At 60.7% G+C, this 16313-nt stretch carries 17 protein-coding genes; all 17 read right to left on the reverse strand.

All coding sequences use genetic code 11. The features are described 5' to 3' along the window. Window positions 1–50: 50 nt before the first annotated feature. A complete protein-coding gene (ureC, locus tag ACMDB8_RS02380; RefSeq protein WP_056725357.1) occupies window positions 51–1751 on the reverse strand; it encodes an urease subunit alpha in 1701 nt (566 codons plus the stop codon). A gap of 169 nt (window positions 1752–1920) precedes the next feature. Continuing rightward, window positions 1921–2229 (reverse strand): urease subunit beta, encoded by a 309-nt coding sequence (locus ACMDB8_RS02385; protein WP_223541714.1) that lies wholly within the window; start codon window positions 2227–2229, stop codon window positions 1921–1923. Beyond that, the gene (locus tag ACMDB8_RS02390; protein ID WP_223541713.1) at window positions 2229–2762 is read right to left on the reverse strand and encodes a GNAT family N-acetyltransferase; all 534 of its coding nucleotides are present in this window, start codon (window positions 2760–2762) and stop codon (window positions 2229–2231) included. The genes ACMDB8_RS02385 and ACMDB8_RS02390 overlap by 1 nt, the downstream gene beginning before the upstream one ends. A gap of 6 nt (window positions 2763–2768) precedes the next feature. Beyond that, window positions 2769–3302 (reverse strand): GNAT family N-acetyltransferase, encoded by a 534-nt coding sequence (locus tag ACMDB8_RS02395; RefSeq protein WP_056725353.1) that lies wholly within the window; start codon window positions 3300–3302, stop codon window positions 2769–2771. A gap of 9 nt (window positions 3303–3311) precedes the next feature. Continuing rightward, window positions 3312–3614, reverse strand: a complete 303-nt coding sequence (locus ACMDB8_RS02400) for an urease subunit gamma (RefSeq protein ID WP_056725351.1) — start codon at window positions 3612–3614, stop codon at window positions 3312–3314. 157 nt (window positions 3615–3771) lie between these two features. Further along, window positions 3772–4611: an urease accessory protein UreD gene (locus tag ACMDB8_RS02405; protein ID WP_409078581.1), complete on the reverse strand. Its 840-nt coding sequence runs from the start codon at window positions 4609–4611 to the stop codon at window positions 3772–3774. Between the two features lie 414 nt (window positions 4612–5025). Continuing rightward, on the reverse strand, window positions 5026–5724 hold the full coding sequence (gene urtE, locus ACMDB8_RS02410; RefSeq protein WP_056725349.1) for an urea ABC transporter ATP-binding subunit UrtE: 699 nt from the start codon (window positions 5722–5724) through the stop codon (window positions 5026–5028). A gap of 46 nt (window positions 5725–5770) precedes the next feature. Continuing rightward, the gene (gene urtD / locus ACMDB8_RS02415; protein WP_056725346.1) at window positions 5771–6643 is read right to left on the reverse strand and encodes an urea ABC transporter ATP-binding protein UrtD; all 873 of its coding nucleotides are present in this window, start codon (window positions 6641–6643) and stop codon (window positions 5771–5773) included. Then, window positions 6640–7719, reverse strand: a complete 1080-nt coding sequence (gene urtC / locus ACMDB8_RS02420) for an urea ABC transporter permease subunit UrtC (RefSeq protein WP_056725344.1) — start codon at window positions 7717–7719, stop codon at window positions 6640–6642. Before urtC ends, urtD begins: the two co-directional genes overlap by 4 nt. Continuing rightward, window positions 7719–9221 carry an urea ABC transporter permease subunit UrtB gene (gene urtB, locus ACMDB8_RS02425; protein ID WP_409078582.1) on the reverse strand — a complete coding sequence of 501 codons (1503 nt, stop codon included), beginning with the start codon at window positions 9219–9221 and terminating at the stop codon, window positions 7719–7721. Before urtB ends, urtC begins: the two co-directional genes overlap by 1 nt. 155 nt (window positions 9222–9376) lie before the next feature. Continuing rightward, complete coding sequence (gene urtA / locus ACMDB8_RS02430) at window positions 9377–10642, reverse strand: urea ABC transporter substrate-binding protein (protein WP_007996683.1); 1266 nt, start codon at window positions 10640–10642, stop codon at window positions 9377–9379. 225 nt (window positions 10643–10867) lie between these two features. Continuing rightward, window positions 10868–11167, reverse strand: coding sequence for a hypothetical protein (locus tag ACMDB8_RS02435; protein WP_223541711.1), 300 nt, complete (start codon window positions 11165–11167; stop codon window positions 10868–10870). Between the two features lie 145 nt (window positions 11168–11312). Further along, the gene (locus ACMDB8_RS02440) at window positions 11313–11735 is read right to left on the reverse strand and encodes a hypothetical protein (protein ID WP_056725333.1); all 423 of its coding nucleotides are present in this window, start codon (window positions 11733–11735) and stop codon (window positions 11313–11315) included. Window positions 11736–11932: 197 nt separating this feature from the next. After that, window positions 11933–12943, reverse strand: a complete 1011-nt coding sequence (locus ACMDB8_RS02445) for a FecCD family ABC transporter permease (RefSeq protein ID WP_409078583.1) — start codon at window positions 12941–12943, stop codon at window positions 11933–11935. Beyond that, entirely contained in the window at window positions 12940–13899 is a 960-nt protein-coding gene (locus tag ACMDB8_RS02450; protein ID WP_409078584.1) for an ABC transporter substrate-binding protein, read from the reverse strand. The genes ACMDB8_RS02445 and ACMDB8_RS02450 overlap by 4 nt, the downstream gene beginning before the upstream one ends. After that, entirely contained in the window at window positions 13896–14684 is a 789-nt protein-coding gene (locus tag ACMDB8_RS02455; protein ID WP_056725330.1) for an ABC transporter ATP-binding protein, read from the reverse strand. The genes ACMDB8_RS02450 and ACMDB8_RS02455 overlap by 4 nt, the downstream gene beginning before the upstream one ends. Window positions 14685–14840: 156 nt before the next feature. Beyond that, on the reverse strand, window positions 14841–16220 hold the full coding sequence (locus ACMDB8_RS02460) for a PepSY-associated TM helix domain-containing protein (RefSeq protein WP_056725328.1): 1380 nt from the start codon (window positions 16218–16220) through the stop codon (window positions 14841–14843). Between the last annotated feature and the right edge of the window lie 93 nt (window positions 16221–16313).

Consider the following 16313-nt stretch of genomic DNA (forward strand, 5'->3'; position numbering starts at 1 on the left):
AGCCTCGCCACAGGGTGTGCGAGGCCTTTGCTCGTGTCGTGGTTGCCGGGTCAGAACAGGAAGTAACGCTGGGCCATCGGCAAGGTTTGCGCCGGCTCACACCACAGCAACACGCCGTCGGCCTTGACCTGGTAAGTCTGCGGATCAACGTCGATGTCCGGCAGGTAGTCGTTGTGAATCAGGTCGGTTTTCTGCACGTCACGGCAGCCTTTGACCACGGCGATTTTCTTCTTCAAGCCCAGGGCTTCGGGCAAGCCCGCCTCCTGCGCGGCCTGGCTGATGAAGGTCATGCTGGTGGCATGCAGTGAGCCGCCGAAGCTGGCGAACATCGGGCGGTAGTGCACCGGTTGTGGCGTCGGGATCGAGGCATTGGCGTCACCCATCAGGCTGGCCGCAATGGCACCACCCTTGAGAATCAGCGTCGGCTTCACGCCAAAAAACGCCGGGCGCCACAGCACCAGGTCGGCCCATTTTCCCACTTCGACCGAGCCCACTTCATGGCTGATGCCGTGGGTGATCGCCGGGTTGATGGTGTACTTGGCGATGTAGCGTTTGGCGCGGAAGTTGTCGTTGCCCTCGCCATCACCGGGCAACGGGCCGCGCTGCTTTTTCATCTTGTCGGCGGTTTGCCAGGTGCGGGTGATGACTTCGCCGACGCGGCCCATGGCCTGGCTGTCGGAGCTGATCATCGAGAACGCACCGAGGTCGTGGAGGATGTCTTCGGCGGCAATCGTCTCGCGGCGGATGCGGCTTTCGGCGAACGCTACGTCTTCGGCAATGCTCGGGTCCAGGTGATGGCAGACCATCAGCATGTCGAGGTGTTCATCAATGGTGTTGCGAGTGAACGGCCGGGTCGGGTTGGTGGAACTGGGCAGCACGTTGGCAAAGCCGCAGGCCTTGATGATGTCCGGCGCATGACCGCCACCGGCACCTTCGGTGTGATAGGTGTGAATGGTGCGGCCCTTGAAGGCGGCGAGGGTGGTTTCGACGAAGCCGGATTCGTTGAGCGTGTCGGTGTGGATCGCCACCTGGACGTCGTACTGGTCGGCGACGCTCAGGCAGTTGTCGATGCTCGCCGGGGTGGTGCCCCAGTCTTCGTGCAGCTTGAGGCCGATGGCGCCGGCCTTGACCTGCTCGATCAACGGTTCCGGCAGGCTGGCGTTGCCCTTGCCGGTGAGGCCGATGTTCATCGGGAACGCGTCGGCGGCCTGGAGCATGCGTGCCAGGTGCCACGGCCCGGAGGTGCAGGTGGTGGCGTTGGTGCCGGTGGCCGGTCCGGTGCCGCCACCGATCATGGTAGTGACGCCGCTCATCAACGCTTCTTCGATCTGCTGCGGGCAGATGAAGTGGATGTGGGTGTCGATGCCGCCAGCGGTGAGGATCATGCCTTCGCCAGCGATGACTTCGGTGCTGGCGCCAATGGCGATGTTCACGTTGGGCTGGATGTCCGGATTGCCGGCCTTGCCGATCGCCGCGATGCGCCCGTCCTTGAGACCGACGTCAGCCTTGACGATGCCCCAGTGGTCGATGATCAGCGCGTTGGTGATCAGGGTGTCGACCACCTCGGCGGCCAGCAACTGGCTCTGACCCTGGCCGTCACGGATGACTTTACCGCCACCGAATTTCACTTCTTCGCCGTAGGTGGTGAAGTCCTGTTCCACTTCGATCCACAACTCGGTATCGGCCAGGCGGACCTTGTCACCGACAGTGGGACCGAACATGTCGGCGTAGGCTTGACGGGAAATCTTCATGTGTTCGCCTTGGAATTCAATTGATTTTGAGACCGCTCGCATTACTCGCTATCGCAGCCTCGCTGCGCTCGGCAGCTCCTACGGGTGTTCACACTGCATTCGCGCGCCCGGTCTCTGTTGGGGCTGTCGAGCGAAGCGAGGCTGCGATCTTTTGGGAGCACCGCATTTGTCAGTCGAGATCACCCATGATCCTGCCGGCAAAGCCGAACACCCGGCGATGCCCGGCCAGGTCCACCAACTCCACCTCGCGGCTCTGCCCCGGTTCGAAGCGCACGGCGGTGCCGGCGGGTATGTTCAAGCGCATGCCGCGGCTGGCGGCGCGGTCGAACGTCAGGGCGTCGTTGGTTTCGAAAAAGTGGTAGTGCGAGCCGACCTGGATCGGCCGATCGCCACTGTTGGCCACTTTCAGGCTGATCGTGCGCCGGCCGGCGTTGAGTTCGATCTCGCCGGGCTGGATCTGGTATTCACCGGGAATCATCAATGGGCTCCTTGGAGAATCTTGTAGTACAGGGCGGTCGGCTTGTAGCGGCCGCTCGGGTCGCAGGCGTAGTCGGGGATTTCACCGGCGCGGGTATAACCCAGCGATTGGTAGAAAGCTTCGGCGGGCGAACCGGCTTCGGTGTCGAGGTAAAGCATGCCGCGCTTGTGCTGCAGGGCAGCGGCCTCCAGGGCGCTCATCAGTTGCTGGCCCAGACCACGACGCCGCGCATGTTCGCGAACCAGCAGTTTCTGCACTTCGCCACGGTTCAGACCGTTGGCTTTCTGGCACAGACTCAGCTGTACGCTGGCCTGCACCTGCTCGTCCTTGACCACCACCCATAGCAACACATTGCCCTTGTTCAGGTTGTCCTGGACTTCATCAAAATAGGTATGGGCCTGGGTCGCATCGAGGTCAGCCATGAAGCCGACACTGGCGCCATAACCGACGGCATCGAGCAGCAGATCGATCAGGCCCTGGCGATAATGCGCAAAGCTTTCAACGTTGACTCGTCGCAGTTGGGCGGGGTTCATGGGCGATCACTCCTTGTTGGCGGCGGGTGGTTGCGCGCCAGGATTGAGGGTCAGTTGCATGAAGGTCAGGTCCAGCCAGCGGCCGAACTTGGTGCCGACCTGAGGCATTTGCCCGGTGGTGATAAAGCCGATGCGCTCATGCAAGCGAATGGAGGCGGCGTTACCGCTTTCGATGGCAGCAACCATCACGTGCTTGCCGCAGCCTTTGGCGCGCTCGATCAGCGCATCCATCAGTTGTGGACCGAGGCCGTTGCCGCGCTGGTCGCTGCGCACATAGACCGAGTGCTCGACGGTGTGGCGAAAACCGTCGAAGGGTCGCCAGTCGCCGAACGAGGCGTACCCGAGCACCGTATTGTCGGCATCGACAATCACCAGGACCGGATAAGCCTGGGAATGCCGGGCGTTGAACCAGGCCTGTCGATTGCCGAGGTCGACCGCCTGTTCGTTCCAGATCGCCGTGGTGTTGAGCACCGCGTCGTTGTAGATGTCGCGAATGGCTGGCAGGTCGGCATGCTCGGCATCGCGGATGTGGTAAGTCATGGCGCGGCCTCAGGCGATGGGTTGGTGGACGGTGACCAGTTTAGTGCCGTCGGGGAAAGTGGCCTCGACCTGGATTTCCGGGATCATTTCCGGGATGCCATCCATCACTTGTTCGCGGGTCAGCAGGGTGGTGCCCAAGTGCATCAGGTCGGCCACGGTCTGGCCGTCGCGGGCGCCTTCAAGCAGGGCTGCGGAGATGTAGGCCATGGCCTCCGGGTAATTGAGTTTCACGCCGCGAGCCAATCGCCGCTCGGCCACCAGGCCGGCGGTGAAGATCAGCAGCTTGTCTTTTTCACGTGGGGTCAGGTCCATCGTAGACATCCATAATCGGCAGTTAAAAGGTGTGGGACCTGTGAGTACAAATCCCCTGTGGGAGCGAGCTTGCTCGCGATGGCGTCGGCACATTCAACAAAAATGGTGCCTGATACATCGCTATCGCGGGCAAGCCCGCTCCCACAGAAAGCATGATTCAGGTGTTCCATATTCGTGGAGGTATTGCTTCGCGGCCAAGCAGCGCAGGCCTGAGCAATCGCCACAAATCAATCAGCCACCCCCGCGCCAACAACGCTTCACTGGCCAGGCACCGTGCAACCAGCAATCCCGGCAACTGCGAAAGATCCCCGCGCACGTCGCTGGGCAGCGAGCGGCAGGTTTCCAGCAAGTCGCTATCGATTTCCCCGGTCACCAGCAACGTCGCAAATACCGGTCGCCCATCGAGCCCGATGGGCGAATCCAGCAAGCCGTCCGCCCCGACAATGCGCTGGCGTTCGTGCCAGAGCAACTGGCCGTCGCGGCGGATATCCAGTTGCGCCTGGAAGTACCCGAGATCGAAGCGCTCGCCACTGGCCGGACGGCCCAGGGCCACGACGTCCCAGTAGAACAGTCGCGCATCGCCTTCAAGGTTGATGCAAGTGCTGAGTTCAGCCTGGGCCGCGCTGAAAATGATCGTCTCCTGGGGCAGCCATTCCAGTGTCGCACCGGCCGCCACCTTCAACTTCAGCTGCTGATAGGCGGGGCCGGCGGCGCGATACCACTTGGCCGCGCCGGGGCTGGTGATTTGTGCCCAGGCATCGCGCTCGACGCTGGCCGAGATGTCCAGCCGATCACCGCCGGCAATTCCACCGGGCGGGTGGACGATGATGTGCTGGCAGACTTCCGGCCCTTCGGCATACAGGTGTTTTTGCACCCGCAACGGACCTTGGTGTCGACGCTGGACCGGGCGCGTGCTGTCGTCGAATCGTGCGTAACCCAGCTCCAGCTCGGCGTGCCAGCTGGGGGTAAACAAGGCACCAGAAGCGGGAAGAGTCATAGTCAGTGCTTATCGTGAGGACATCACGATGGTTGCAAAGGCTGTGCCGCAAGGTATCGCAGCAGGAGGCGGTTATTGCCGGATTGAGCGCACCAATAGGGGGAGACTCCTGAAATGTAGAGAACCAAATTGGTGCATTGTCCCTTTTTAGACATACCGGAGTATGCAGAACAGACTGCCCGGTCTTACCCCCGCTACAGCGCAGATCAGATCAAGTTGCATCAGGCGTTGCCTTCGACAGTCGATCTCGCGACAGCTTTCAGGCATGTCGATGTCTTCAAGAACAATTACACCTCAAGTCACGATGGTTCTTTGGTGGCCTACTCCATCAATCCACAAAACGCATCCGGCAATCCTGGATTCGGGCTGGGTTCCACGCCCGAAAGTCGAATCAAGAGGATCGTGACCATTGGCTCAGATCGTGACTAGCCCACGCACGCCCTCGGCCTCCATGTTTTCCCCGCGACCCTGTTGCACGATTTCGCCCCGGGACATCACCAGGTATTGGTCGGCCAGTTCGGCGGCGAAATCGTAGAACTGCTCGACCAGCAGGATTGCCATGTCGCCCCGGGCCGCGAGCTTTTTGATCACGGCACCGATCTCCTTGATCACAGACGGCTGTATGCCTTCGGTGGGTTCGTCGAGGATCAGCAGGCGAGGGCGGCTGGCCAGCGCACGGCCGATAGCCAGTTGTTGTTGCTGGCCGCCGGACAGGTCACCCCCCCGGCGTTGCTTCATTTGCAGCAGCACCGGGAACAGCTCGTAGATGAACGCCGGGACTTCCTTCGCTTCGCCGCCGGGAAAGCGCGACAGGCCCATCAACAGGTTTTCTTCCACGGTCAGGCGGCCGAAGATCTCCCGGCCTTGCGGTACGTAGGCGATGCCGGCATGCACACGCTGGTGCGGCTTGAAGGCGGTAATCGGTTTGCCTTCCCAGTTCACTGCGCCTTCCTTGGCTGGCAGCAGGCCCATCAGGCATTTGAGCAGGGTGGTCTTGCCCACGCCGTTTCGGCCGAGCAGGCAGGTGACTTCGCCGACCTTCACATCAAACGTCAGGCCGCGCAGGATGTGGCTTCCGCCGTAGTACTGGTGCAGTTTTTCGACTTGCAACATTTCCAGATTCTCCTCAGACCCCCCTGTGGGAGCGGTGTTCACATGTCTATCGACCGAGATAAACCTCGATCACCCGCTCGTTATCCTGCACTTGTTCCAGCGACCCTTCGGCCAACACGCTGCCTTGATGCAACACGGTGACGTGATCGGCAATCGAACCGACGAAGCTCATGTCGTGCTCTACCACCATCAGTGAGTGCTTGCCGGCCAGGCTCTTGAACAGCTCGGCGGTGAACTCGGTTTCGGCGTCGGTCATGCCCGCCACCGGCTCATCGAGCAGCAGCAATTGCGGGTCCTGCATCAGCAACATGCCGATCTCCAGGAACTGCTTCTGACCGTGGGACAGCAAACCGGCGGGGCGGTTGACCGATGGGGTCAGGCGAATGGTCTCGAGTACTTCGGCAATGCGGTCTTTTTGCTGGCCACTCAAATGTGCCCGCAGGCTGGCCCACACCGACTTGTCGGTTTTCTGCGCCAGCTCCAGGTTTTCAAACACGCTCAGCGCTTCGAACACCGTCGGTTTCTGGAACTTGCGACCGATGCCGGCCTGTGCGATCTGCACTTCGCTCATTTGCGTCAGGTCCAGGGTTTCGCCGAACCAGGCCTTGCCGTGGCTGGGCCGGGTCTTGCCAGTGATCACGTCCATCAGGGTGGTCTTGCCTGCGCCGTTGGGGCCGATGATGCAACGCAGTTCGCCGACGCCGATGTACAGGTTCAGATTGTTCAGGGCGCGGAAGCCGTCGAAGCTGACACTGATGTCTTCCAGGGTCAGGATGGTGCCGTGGCGCGTATTCAGGCCTTTACCGGCACGCTGACCAAGACCGATGGCATCGCGGCTGCTGCCGGCGTCGCGGTTGGGTTCCAGGGGTGGAAAGAACGCCGGTTCGAGCATGAATTCAGCGGTTGCAGTGACTCTCATTGCTCACCTCTTTTCTTCAACAGACCGATTACGCCCTTGGGCAAGTACAGGGTCACGACGATGAACAGCGCGCCGAGGAAGAACAGCCAGTACTCGGGAAACGCCACGGTGAACCAGCTCTTCATACCGTTGACCACGCCGGCACCGAGCAACGGACCAATCAAGGTGCCACGCCCACCCAGTGCCACCCAGACGGCCGCTTCGATCGAGTTGGTGGGCGACATTTCACTCGGGTTGATGATCCCCACTTGCGGCACGTACAGCGCACCGGCCAGGCCGCACAACACCGCGCTCAACACCCACACGAACAACTTGAAGCCACGCGGATCGTAGCCGCAGAACATCAGGCGATTTTCCGCATCGCGCAGCGCGGTCAGCACCCGACCGAACTTGCTTTGCGCCAGGCGCCAGCCGATGTACAGGCTCGCCACCAGCAACAGCACCGTGGCGAAAAACAGCACGGCGCGGGTACCCGGTTCGGTGATGCCGAAGCCAAGAATGGTGCGGAAGTTGGTGAAGCCGTTGTTGCCGCCGAAGCCGGTTTCGTTGCGGAAGAACAACAACATGCCGGCGAAGGTCAGGGCCTGGGTCATGATCGAGAAATACACGCCCTTGATCCGCGAGCGGAAGGCGAAGAAGCCGAACACCAACGCCAGCAGCCCCGGCGCCAATACCACCAGGCACAGGGTCCAGAGGAAGCTGCTGGTGCCGGTCCAGAACCATGGCATTTCGGTCCACGACAGGAAGGTCATGAACGCCGGCAAACCATCGCCCGAGGCCTGGCGCATCAGGTACATGCCCATGGCATAGCCGCCGAGGGCGAAGAACAGGCCGTGGCCCAAGGACAGCAGGCCTGCGTATCCCCACACCAGATCGAGCGCCAGGGCGACGATGGCGTAGCAAAGGATCTTGCCCACCAGCGTCAGCGTATAGGCGGAAACATGCAGCGTGCTGTCCGGCGTTAACAACGACAGCAGTGGTAACGCCAGCAGCAAAACGAGGATCACCGCGCCGATGGCAATCGTGACTTTGGGGCCGGCCTTTTGTGTAGCCTTGAGCATCAGGGGCTGGTTCATCAGTCGATCACCCGTCCTTTGAGTGCGAAGAGGCCTTGCGGACGTTTCTGGATGAACAGAATGATCAGCGCGAGGATGAGGATCTTGCCGAGCACGGCACCGATCTGCGGTTCCAGAATCTTGTTGGCGATGCCCAGGCCGAACGCAGCAAAAACACTACCGGCCAACTGCCCGACACCGCCGAGCACCACCACCAGGAACGAGTCGATGATGTAGCTCTGGCCGAGGTCCGGGCCGACGTTGCCGATCTGGCTCAGGGCCACGCCACCGAGACCGGCGATGCCCGAGCCGAGGCCGAAGGCGAGCATGTCCACGCGCCCGGTCGGTACTCCGCAGCAGGCGGCCATGTTGCGGTTCTGGGTGACGGCGCGAACATTCAGGCCGAGGCGAGTCTTGTTCAGCAGCAGCCAGGTCAGCACCACCACAAACAACGCAAAGGCAATGATGACGATGCGGTTGTACGGCAGCACAAGGTTCGGCAGCACTTGAATGCCGCCCGACAACCAGGCCGGGTTGGCCACTTCGACGTTCTGCGCGCCGAACACCAGGCGAACCAGTTGAATCAGCATCAGGCTGATGCCCCAGGTGGCGAGCAGGGTTTCCAGCGGACGGCCGTAGAGGTGGCGAATCACCGTGCGCTCCAGCGCCATGCCGATGGCCGCGGTGACGAAAAACGCCACCGGCAGCGCGATCAGTGGATAGAACTCGATGGCCTGCGGCGCGAAGCGCTGGAACATCAGTTGCACCACATAGGTCGAGTAGGCGCCGAGCATCAGCATCTCGCCGTGGGCCATGTTGATCACGCCAAGCAGGCCGAAGGTGATCGCAAGCCCTAATGCCGCGAGCAGCAGGATCGAGCCAAGGGACATGCCGCTGAAGGCCTGGCCGAGCATCTCGCCGACCAGCAGTTTGCGTTTGACTTGAGCGAGGCTGGTTTCGGCCGCAGTGCGTACATTGGCATCAGCCTCAACGCCAGGATCGAGCAAGCCTTCGAGGCGAGTGCGGGCTAGCGGATCACCGGTTTCGCCGAGCAAGCGCACAGCGGCGAGGCGCACGGCCGGATCGCTGTCGACCAGTTGCAGATTGGCCAGGGCCAGGCTGAGGGCGGGATGAACGCTCTCGTCCTTTTCGCCCGCCAGTTGCTGATCGAGGAATTTCAATTGCGCCGGCTTGGCACTTTTCTGCAATTGCCGCGCGGCGGCCAGACGGAGTTTAGCGTCGGCGGCAAGCAACTGATGACTGGCCAGGGCCGTGTCGATAAGACCCCGCAGGCGGTTGTTCAGGCGCAGGGTTTTTGGCTGGCCGTCGACGGTCAATTCGCCGAGTTGCAGGGCGTTGATCAGTTCGATACGGGCCGGATCGGGTTGCGCGGCCCAGATTTCCAGCAGCCGGGCTTGCTGCACGGGATTGGCGGCGACGAAGTCTTCGGCGTCACCGGCGTGGGTGGCCATCGGCAGCAAGAGCGCGATCGCCAGAAGAAATCGGTACAGGGCAGTGGGCATAGAGAGTCGCCTTGCTCGGACTAAATGTGGGAGCGGGCTTGCTCGCGAAAGCGGTGTGTCAGTCACATAAATGTTGGATGTGCCGCCGTCTTCGCGAGCAAGCCCGCTCCCACCGGGAGTTGTGTTGGGCCTGAACTACCGTCAGGCCCAATGGCTCAGTTACTCTTCACCGCATACTCCGGCTTCTTGTCGTTGCCCGGGATGAACGGGCTCCACGGCTGGGCGCGGATCGGCCCTTCGGTCTGCCACACCACGTTGAACTGACCGTCAGACTGGATCTCGCCGATCATCACCGGCTTGTGCAGGTGGTGATTGGTCTTGTCCATGGTCAGGGTGTAGCCGGACGGCGCGGCAAAGGTCTGGCCGGCCAGGGCTTCGCGGACTTTGTCGACGTCGGTGGACTTGGCTTTTTCCGCCGCTTGCGCCCACATGTGGATGCCGACGTAGGTGGCTTCCATCGGATCGTTGGTCACCGCCTTGTCGGCGCCCGGCAGGTTGTGTTTCTTCGCATAGGCTTTCCAGTCATCGACGAACTTCTTGTTCACCGGGTTCTCGACCGATTCGAAGTAGTTCCACGCCGCCAGGTTGCCCACCAGTGGCTTGGTGTCGATGCCGCGCAGTTCTTCTTCGCCAACCGAGAACGCCACGACCGGAACGTCGGTGGCCTTTAGGCCCTGGTTGGCCAACTCTTTATAGAACGGCACGTTGGAGTCACCGTTGACGGTGGAGATAACCGCCGTCTTGCCGCCAGCCGAGAACTTCTTGATGTTGGCGACGATGGTCTGGTAGTCGCTGTGACCGAACGGGGTGTAGACCTCTTCGATGTCCTTGTCGGCCACGCCTTTGGAGTGCAGGAACGAACGCAGGATCTTGTTGGTGGTGCGCGGGTAGACGTAGTCGGTGCCGAGCAGGAAGTAGCGCTTGGCGCTGCCGCCTTCTTCGCTCATCAGGTATTCAACGGCGGGGATCGCCTGCTGGTTCGGCGCTGCGCCGGTGTAGAAGACGTTCGGCGACATTTCTTCGCCTTCGTATTGCACCGGGTAGAACAACAAGCCGTTGAGTTCTTCGAACACCGGCAGTACCGATTTGCGCGACACGGAAGTCCAGCAACCAAACACCACGGCGACCTTGTCCTGGGTCAGCAACTGACGACCCTTCTCGGCGAACAGCGGCCAGTTCGATGCAGGGTCGACCACCACCGGCTCGAGCATCTTGCCGTTCACGCCGCCCTTGGCGTTGATCTCGTCGATGGTCATCAGCGCCATGTCTTTGAGCGACGTTTCGGAGATCGCCATGGTTCCGGACAACGAATGCAGAATACCGACCTTGATGGTCTCGGCCGCCTGGACAGTCCAGGTCATGCCCATCGCGGCAATGGATGCCGAGAGTGTGAAAGCCTTGATCAAACTGCGACGCTTCATTGTGCGATCTCCATGAACTTATGAGTTTTCTTGGTTGGCAGATGCGGACTACTGAAGCTGTGTTTTGCAAGGGCTGTGCCCGGTCGGCAAAAGGCAGGGGAATGTCGTTTTAGAGCGGTTGCGCGGTTTGAGGGCGCACCATGAAGGGACGAGGTCGGGGCCGTGGTGCGAGGAGGTGCGTCATTGTGGTGCTGCCGCATGGCGGCAGTTGCGGGACAATGGTGGTCAGTTCACGCCGGGCCAGGAATCCACATACTTGATGGTGAAGTCAGGGTAGGAGTCAACGATCTGGATCTTGTAGTCGGGGTACTGGTCGACAATCTCCCATTTACCGACGGAGTCGGGCCACTGAGTGACTTTCTGGACTTTCAGATCAGGCCAGCTGTCGTCAATTTTCACCTTGTAGTCAGGGTAAGAATTGACGAACTGAATCTTGCCGTAAATTTTCGAAACATCGACCGTGGTGTCAGCCAGCACGGTGCCGGTGCCGAAAGCCAACAACGAGAGAACAAACGTTTTCAACATGGAACTCATCCTGAGATTATGCGGACTCGCAGTCTAAGGGCAGATCATCGACGGCGCATCAAATCGATAAAAAACAGACGCCATCGCGAGTGGCCCGCTCCCACAGGACTCAACGATGGCGTATCAGCGTCGTAAACGGGGACCGTCAGCTTTTAATGCAAGTTTCAAAGCCATGCCCGCCACCCTCGTACTCCGGACCGTAGTAGTACTTGGTGAATGAAGCTTTTCCGTCAGGGGTTGTAGCGAGTTTCGCAATCCCGACGCCGTAATCCTTGAGCGACGGATCCGTATGGGCAAAGTAAATCGCCAGGGAACTCAAGTTGGCGGCAGCAAATCCTTCATATCGGGAGTTGTCGAGCAACGTCAGCGTAAAACCGTAGGCACCGTGTTCGCCGGTACTTTGTTCGGCATTGAGCTTCATCTCGACAACACCTTCAAACGCACCGATATGACTGTCCATTCCGGTGCATTGATACCGACCGCTGTAGTCAACGCCAGTAAAGGGTGGCTGCACTGCCCATGCGGGCGCTGAAACAAGTGCAATGGATGCGATGAACTTCTTGAACATGTTTACCTCTTTCCGCTCTTGTAAGAATTGTGGCGATTAAGTTGTAGGAATAATCGTCATTGAAGTGCGCGAGCGTTTTATGGGTGAGCTCGCGAGTGCGGAGTATGAACATGATGGTGAACTTGTTAAGCGTTAACTCAATACGAGTTTTTTCCAAGCGTAAATGCAGTTCTGAAATTTTTTAATTAACCATGGCGTTAACGACGTCGCATCAGGCCGATGAAGAACAACCCGCCAATTGCTGCGGTGGCAATACCGATAGGCAAGTCTTCGGGGGCGATCAGTGTCCGGGCGGCAACGTCGACCCAAACCAGAAACACGCTGCCGAGCAACACGCACACCGGCAGCAATCTTCGGTGTTCAGCCCCGACCAGGCGCCGCGCAATGTGCGGCACCATCAGCCCGACAAAACCGATCGAGCCGCTGATCGACACCAGCACCCCGGTCATCAATGACGCAATCAGAAACACTCGCAGGCGCACGGTACGAGCATTCAAGCCCAGGGTCACCGCTGTTTGCTCGCCGGCCATCAGCGCATTCAGTGGTCGCGCCATGCCCAGCAATAACATCAACCCAAGCAACACACTGGCTGTCGGCACCTCCAGCAGCTCCCAGCGAGCCAACCCGAGCCCGCCGAGCATCCAGAACATCACCGCCGAACTGGCTCGATGGTCGCCCATGAACAGCAGCAAATTGGCAATCGCCATCATCACAAAGGACACTGCCACGCCGCACAGCAACAAACGATCACTGTCGAGGCGACCGTGGCGGCTGGCGATCATCAGCACCACCAGCATGCTCAGCAATGCACCGATAAATGCCGCGATCGGCAAGGTCAGCAGGCCAACGATTTCGCCCACATGCAACACCACGATGACTGCGCCCAAGGTCGCGCCGGACGTGACGCCGAGCAGGTGCGGGTCGGCCAAAGGGTTGCGTGTGACCGCTTGCAGCACCGCGCCGATCAGCGCCAGCCCGGCGCCCACCAGCGCGCCGAGCAGCATGCGCGGCACACGAATCAGCCAGACGATATGTTCCTGTCCGGGGTTCCAGTCCGACACACCGAAGCCGAACAGTTTGTGCAACAGGATGCGCCACACCACATCCAGCGGCACCCGCGCCGGGCCGAAACCCAGGGACACCACGCACGACACCAGCAACAGGGTGCCGAGGGCGATCAGCAACAGGGCGTAGCGACGGTTGATCATTCGCCGTGGAAACCCTTGGCCAGGGTGGCGACCGCCAGTACGTTATCGATCCCCGGCGTGGCCTGCACGTAAGGGATGACGATGAAACGCCGGTGCTTGATCGCGTCCACCGATTGCAGAGCCTTGTTGCTCAGCAGGAATTGAATCTTCTGCTCGGCAGTGACTTCGCTGTAGTCGACGATCACGATCACCTGCGGGTTGCGTTCGACCACGGTTTCCCAATTGACCCGGGTCCAGCTCGCTTCGACATCCTCCAGGATATTGCGCCCGCCAGCGGCATCGATCAGCGCTTGTGGCATGCCCAGTCGCCCCGAGGTCATGGCCCGGTCTTCGCCGCTGTCGTACAGGAACACCCGCGGTGTTTGCGCGGGCAGGCCTTTGCGAATATTCGCGACTTGCGCCTGCATGTTCGCGATCAGGGCATTGGCGCGGTCCTGCACGTCGAAGATTCTGCCGAGGTTGCGCAGGTCGTTGTAGGTGTCTTCGAGGCTGGCCGGCGGGCGCTTCATCACGAAGGCACAGGATTCGCTCAGCTCATACACATTGATGCCCAGCGGTTGCAGGGTTTGTGGCGTGAGGTCGCCGCCGATGCGCATGCCGTAGTCCCAGCCGGCGAAGAAGAAATCGACGTTGGCATTGAGCAGGGTTTCCACTGACGGGTACTTGGCCGCCAGTTCCGGCAGGCCTTCGAGAATGCCCTGCATCTCGGGCGTCACGGCCTTCCAGCCACTGATGCCGCTGTAACCGGCCATCCGGGGCTTGAGGCCGAGGGCGAGCATCATCTGGGTCATGTTGATGTCGTGGCTCAGGGCGTGTTGCGGTGCCTGCTTGAAGGTCACCTCGCGGTTGCAGCTTTTGATTGTCAGCGGGTAACGGGTGGCTTCGGCCAATGCCTGGGCGCTGCCCAGCAGCATCACGAGTGGGAGGCAGGAGCGCAGCAGGGAACGCAAAGTCATGGTTGGGTTATCCAGGTGATTCGTGGGTAGCCGTGCAGTGGATGTTCATCGATCAGCGCTTGGACGCCGAACACATTGCGCAGCAACGCAACCGTCAGGACGTCTTTCGGTGTGCCGCTGGCGACGATACGACCATGGTTGATCACGTACAGCCGATCACAAAAAGCCGCCGCCAGATTGAGGTCGTGGATGCTCGCCAGGGTGCCGATATTCAGGCGTTTGACCAACTGCAGCAGCTCAAGCTGATAACGCGGATCGAGGTGGTTGGTCGGCTCGTCAAGGATCAGCAGTTGTGGTTGCTGGGCCAGGGCGCGGGCGAGGATGACCCGCTGCTTTTCACCTCCGGAGAGGGTGGCGAACCCGTGGTCTTCGAAGCCATTGAGGCCGACGGACTCCAGGGCCTGATTGATCAGGTCGCGGTCTTCAAGGGTATCGCCATCAAACAAGCTTTTGTGCGGCGTGCGGCCCATGGCGACCACTTCCTCGACGGTGAGGCCGAACGCATCAGGGAATTCCTGCAGCACTACGGCGATGCGTTGTGCGCACCAGCGTGAGGATTGTTTCCAGACGTTCTGGTGATCGAGCCTGACTTCGCCGCTTTCCGGTTTACTGAAGCGCCAGGCACACCGCAACAGGCTGGTCTTGCCACTGCCGTTGGGGCCGATCAGCCCGACGAACTCACCGGCGGCCACGTGTAGCGAGGCATCACGCAGCTGGAATTGATGGTGGCAATGGCCGTGACCCAGAGGGGACCAGGTGAGGTTTGTGAGGTTCAGCGAGGTCATGCAGTGGCTCTTGAGGTGATGCTGATGGCCCCTTCGCGGGCAAGCCCGCTCCCACAGGTATTGCGCAAATCCTGTGGGAGCGAGCTTGCTCGCGATGGGGCTGAGGTGATGCGCGGGGAGTTTACAGTGCCTTTCGCCCCGCGCATCTCGCCTGTTTCATGATGAAGATGAGGCGCTCTCAGTCTGCCGGGTGAAACGTGACAGCAGCACGCGATCGAACACCCATACCACCACCAGCGAAGCGCCCACCATCGGGAAGGCTACCGCCAGGGCGAACATGATCACCATCGCGGTTTTCCATTTCGGCAGGTCGTGGCGTAGCGGCGGCACGCCGAGTTTTCCTTGCGGGCGGCGCTTCCACCAGATCACCACGCCGCTGACCGCGCTGAGCAAAATCATCAAACAGATCAGCAACACGACGATCTGGTTGAACACGCCGAACATCTTGCCTTCGTGCAACATCACGCCGATTTCCGTGGCGCGGGCGACGCTGCCGTATTGCTCGAAACGTACATCGGCCAGGACCTTGCCGGTGTACTGATCGATGTGCAGCGTGGCGTCATTGCGCGGGTCGTCGGCGAATACGGCGATGGTGAACACGCCGGTTGCAGTGGTCGGCAGGGTGATGCTGTAGCCCGGTTCGACCTTGCGCTCGCTGGCAATGTTTTGTACGTCCTGCAGGCGGATGGTCGGCGATGCCGGACCGGCCGCTGCGCTGTCGTGGGCCATGTGCCCGGCATGGTCGCCGGACATCGGCATCGGTGTGTTTTCCATGGCCCACGGCACGGTCTGGCGGGTGGCGGTGTTGAGGCTGCGCGCCTCGACGTCGGACTTCGGCACGTCATCCCACATGGCTGCCGGGAACACGTTCCACACTTCGGCGTACTGCTTGCCCCAGAAGCCGGTCCAGGTCATGCCGCTGAGCAACATCACCAGCAGCAGGGACGCGCCCCAGAATCCGGTGACCGCGTGCAGGTCACGCCACAATATGCGACCACGACTGTTCAGGCGCGGCCACAAAATGCCTGCCGCCTGACCGCGCGGCCACCACAGGAAAATGCCGGACACCACCAGCACCACGCCCCAACCGGCGGCCAGTTCGATCAGTCGGTCGCCAACGGTGCCGATCATCAGCTCACCGTGAATCGACCGGGCAATGGCTTGCAGGTTCTTCTTGGCGTCTTGTTCGCCGAGGATGTCACCGTGGTACGGATCGACGAAAACGTTCAGCTCCTTGTCATCGTTGAGTACGACAAACTGCGCGCTGCGCTCGGCGTTGACCGGCGGCAGGTATTGGGTGACCTGGCCTTGTGGATAAGCCATTTTCACCCGTGTCAGCAGGTCGTCGGCCGAGACGGTGTGATGACCGGCCGGAACCTTGAGCAGGCTGCTGTACATCAGCGAGTCGAGCTGCGGTTTGAACAGGTAGACGGTGCCGGTCAGGGCCAGCATCACCATGAATGGCGCAACGAATAATCCGGCATAGAAATGCCAGCGCCAGGCCAGGTTGTAGAAATTCACTTTGGGCTGTTTCATCACGTGTGCTCCGCTTGGCTGGATCTTTTTTAGTTGTTTGTTTTGCGGTTGCTGTGCAACCGATCGCGAGCAGGCTCGTTCCCCTGTAGGAGC

This window comes from Pseudomonas monachiensis (assembly GCF_047345015.1).
Taxonomy (GTDB): domain Bacteria; phylum Pseudomonadota; class Gammaproteobacteria; order Pseudomonadales; family Pseudomonadaceae; genus Aquipseudomonas; species Aquipseudomonas monachiensis.

Excerpts from the sequence above, each read along its gene's own strand:
- ureC (WP_056725357.1), bottom strand. The coding sequence starts at position 1,751 with ATGAAGATTTCCCGTCAAGCCTACGCCGACATGTTCGGTCCCACTGTC.
- ACMDB8_RS02385 (WP_223541714.1), bottom strand. The coding sequence starts at position 2,229 with ATGATTCCCGGTGAATACCAGATCCAGCCCGGCGAGATCGAACTCAAC.
- ACMDB8_RS02390 (WP_223541713.1), bottom strand. The coding sequence starts at position 2,762 with ATGAACCCCGCCCAACTGCGACGAGTCAACGTTGAAAGCTTTGCGCAT.
- ACMDB8_RS02395 (WP_056725353.1), bottom strand. The coding sequence starts at position 3,302 with ATGACTTACCACATCCGCGATGCCGAGCATGCCGACCTGCCAGCCATT.
- ACMDB8_RS02400 (WP_056725351.1), bottom strand. The coding sequence starts at position 3,614 with ATGGACCTGACCCCACGTGAAAAAGACAAGCTGCTGATCTTCACCGCC.
- ACMDB8_RS02405 (WP_409078581.1), bottom strand. The coding sequence starts at position 4,611 with ATGACTCTTCCCGCTTCTGGTGCCTTGTTTACCCCCAGCTGGCACGCC.
- urtE (WP_056725349.1), bottom strand. The coding sequence starts at position 5,724 with ATGTTGCAAGTCGAAAAACTGCACCAGTACTACGGCGGAAGCCACATC.
- urtD (WP_056725346.1), bottom strand. The coding sequence starts at position 6,643 with ATGAGAGTCACTGCAACCGCTGAATTCATGCTCGAACCGGCGTTCTTT.
- urtC (WP_056725344.1), bottom strand. The coding sequence starts at position 7,719 with ATGAACCAGCCCCTGATGCTCAAGGCTACACAAAAGGCCGGCCCCAAA.
- urtB (WP_409078582.1), bottom strand. The coding sequence starts at position 9,221 with ATGCCCACTGCCCTGTACCGATTTCTTCTGGCGATCGCGCTCTTGCTG.
- urtA (WP_007996683.1), bottom strand. The coding sequence starts at position 10,642 with ATGAAGCGTCGCAGTTTGATCAAGGCTTTCACACTCTCGGCATCCATT.
- ACMDB8_RS02435 (WP_223541711.1), bottom strand. The coding sequence starts at position 11,167 with ATGTTGAAAACGTTTGTTCTCTCGTTGTTGGCTTTCGGCACCGGCACC.
- ACMDB8_RS02440 (WP_056725333.1), bottom strand. The coding sequence starts at position 11,735 with ATGTTCAAGAAGTTCATCGCATCCATTGCACTTGTTTCAGCGCCCGCA.
- ACMDB8_RS02445 (WP_409078583.1), bottom strand. The coding sequence starts at position 12,943 with ATGATCAACCGTCGCTACGCCCTGTTGCTGATCGCCCTCGGCACCCTG.
- ACMDB8_RS02450 (WP_409078584.1), bottom strand. The coding sequence starts at position 13,899 with ATGACTTTGCGTTCCCTGCTGCGCTCCTGCCTCCCACTCGTGATGCTG.
- ACMDB8_RS02455 (WP_056725330.1), bottom strand. The coding sequence starts at position 14,684 with ATGACCTCGCTGAACCTCACAAACCTCACCTGGTCCCCTCTGGGTCAC.
- ACMDB8_RS02460 (WP_056725328.1), bottom strand. The coding sequence starts at position 16,220 with ATGAAACAGCCCAAAGTGAATTTCTACAACCTGGCCTGGCGCTGGCAT.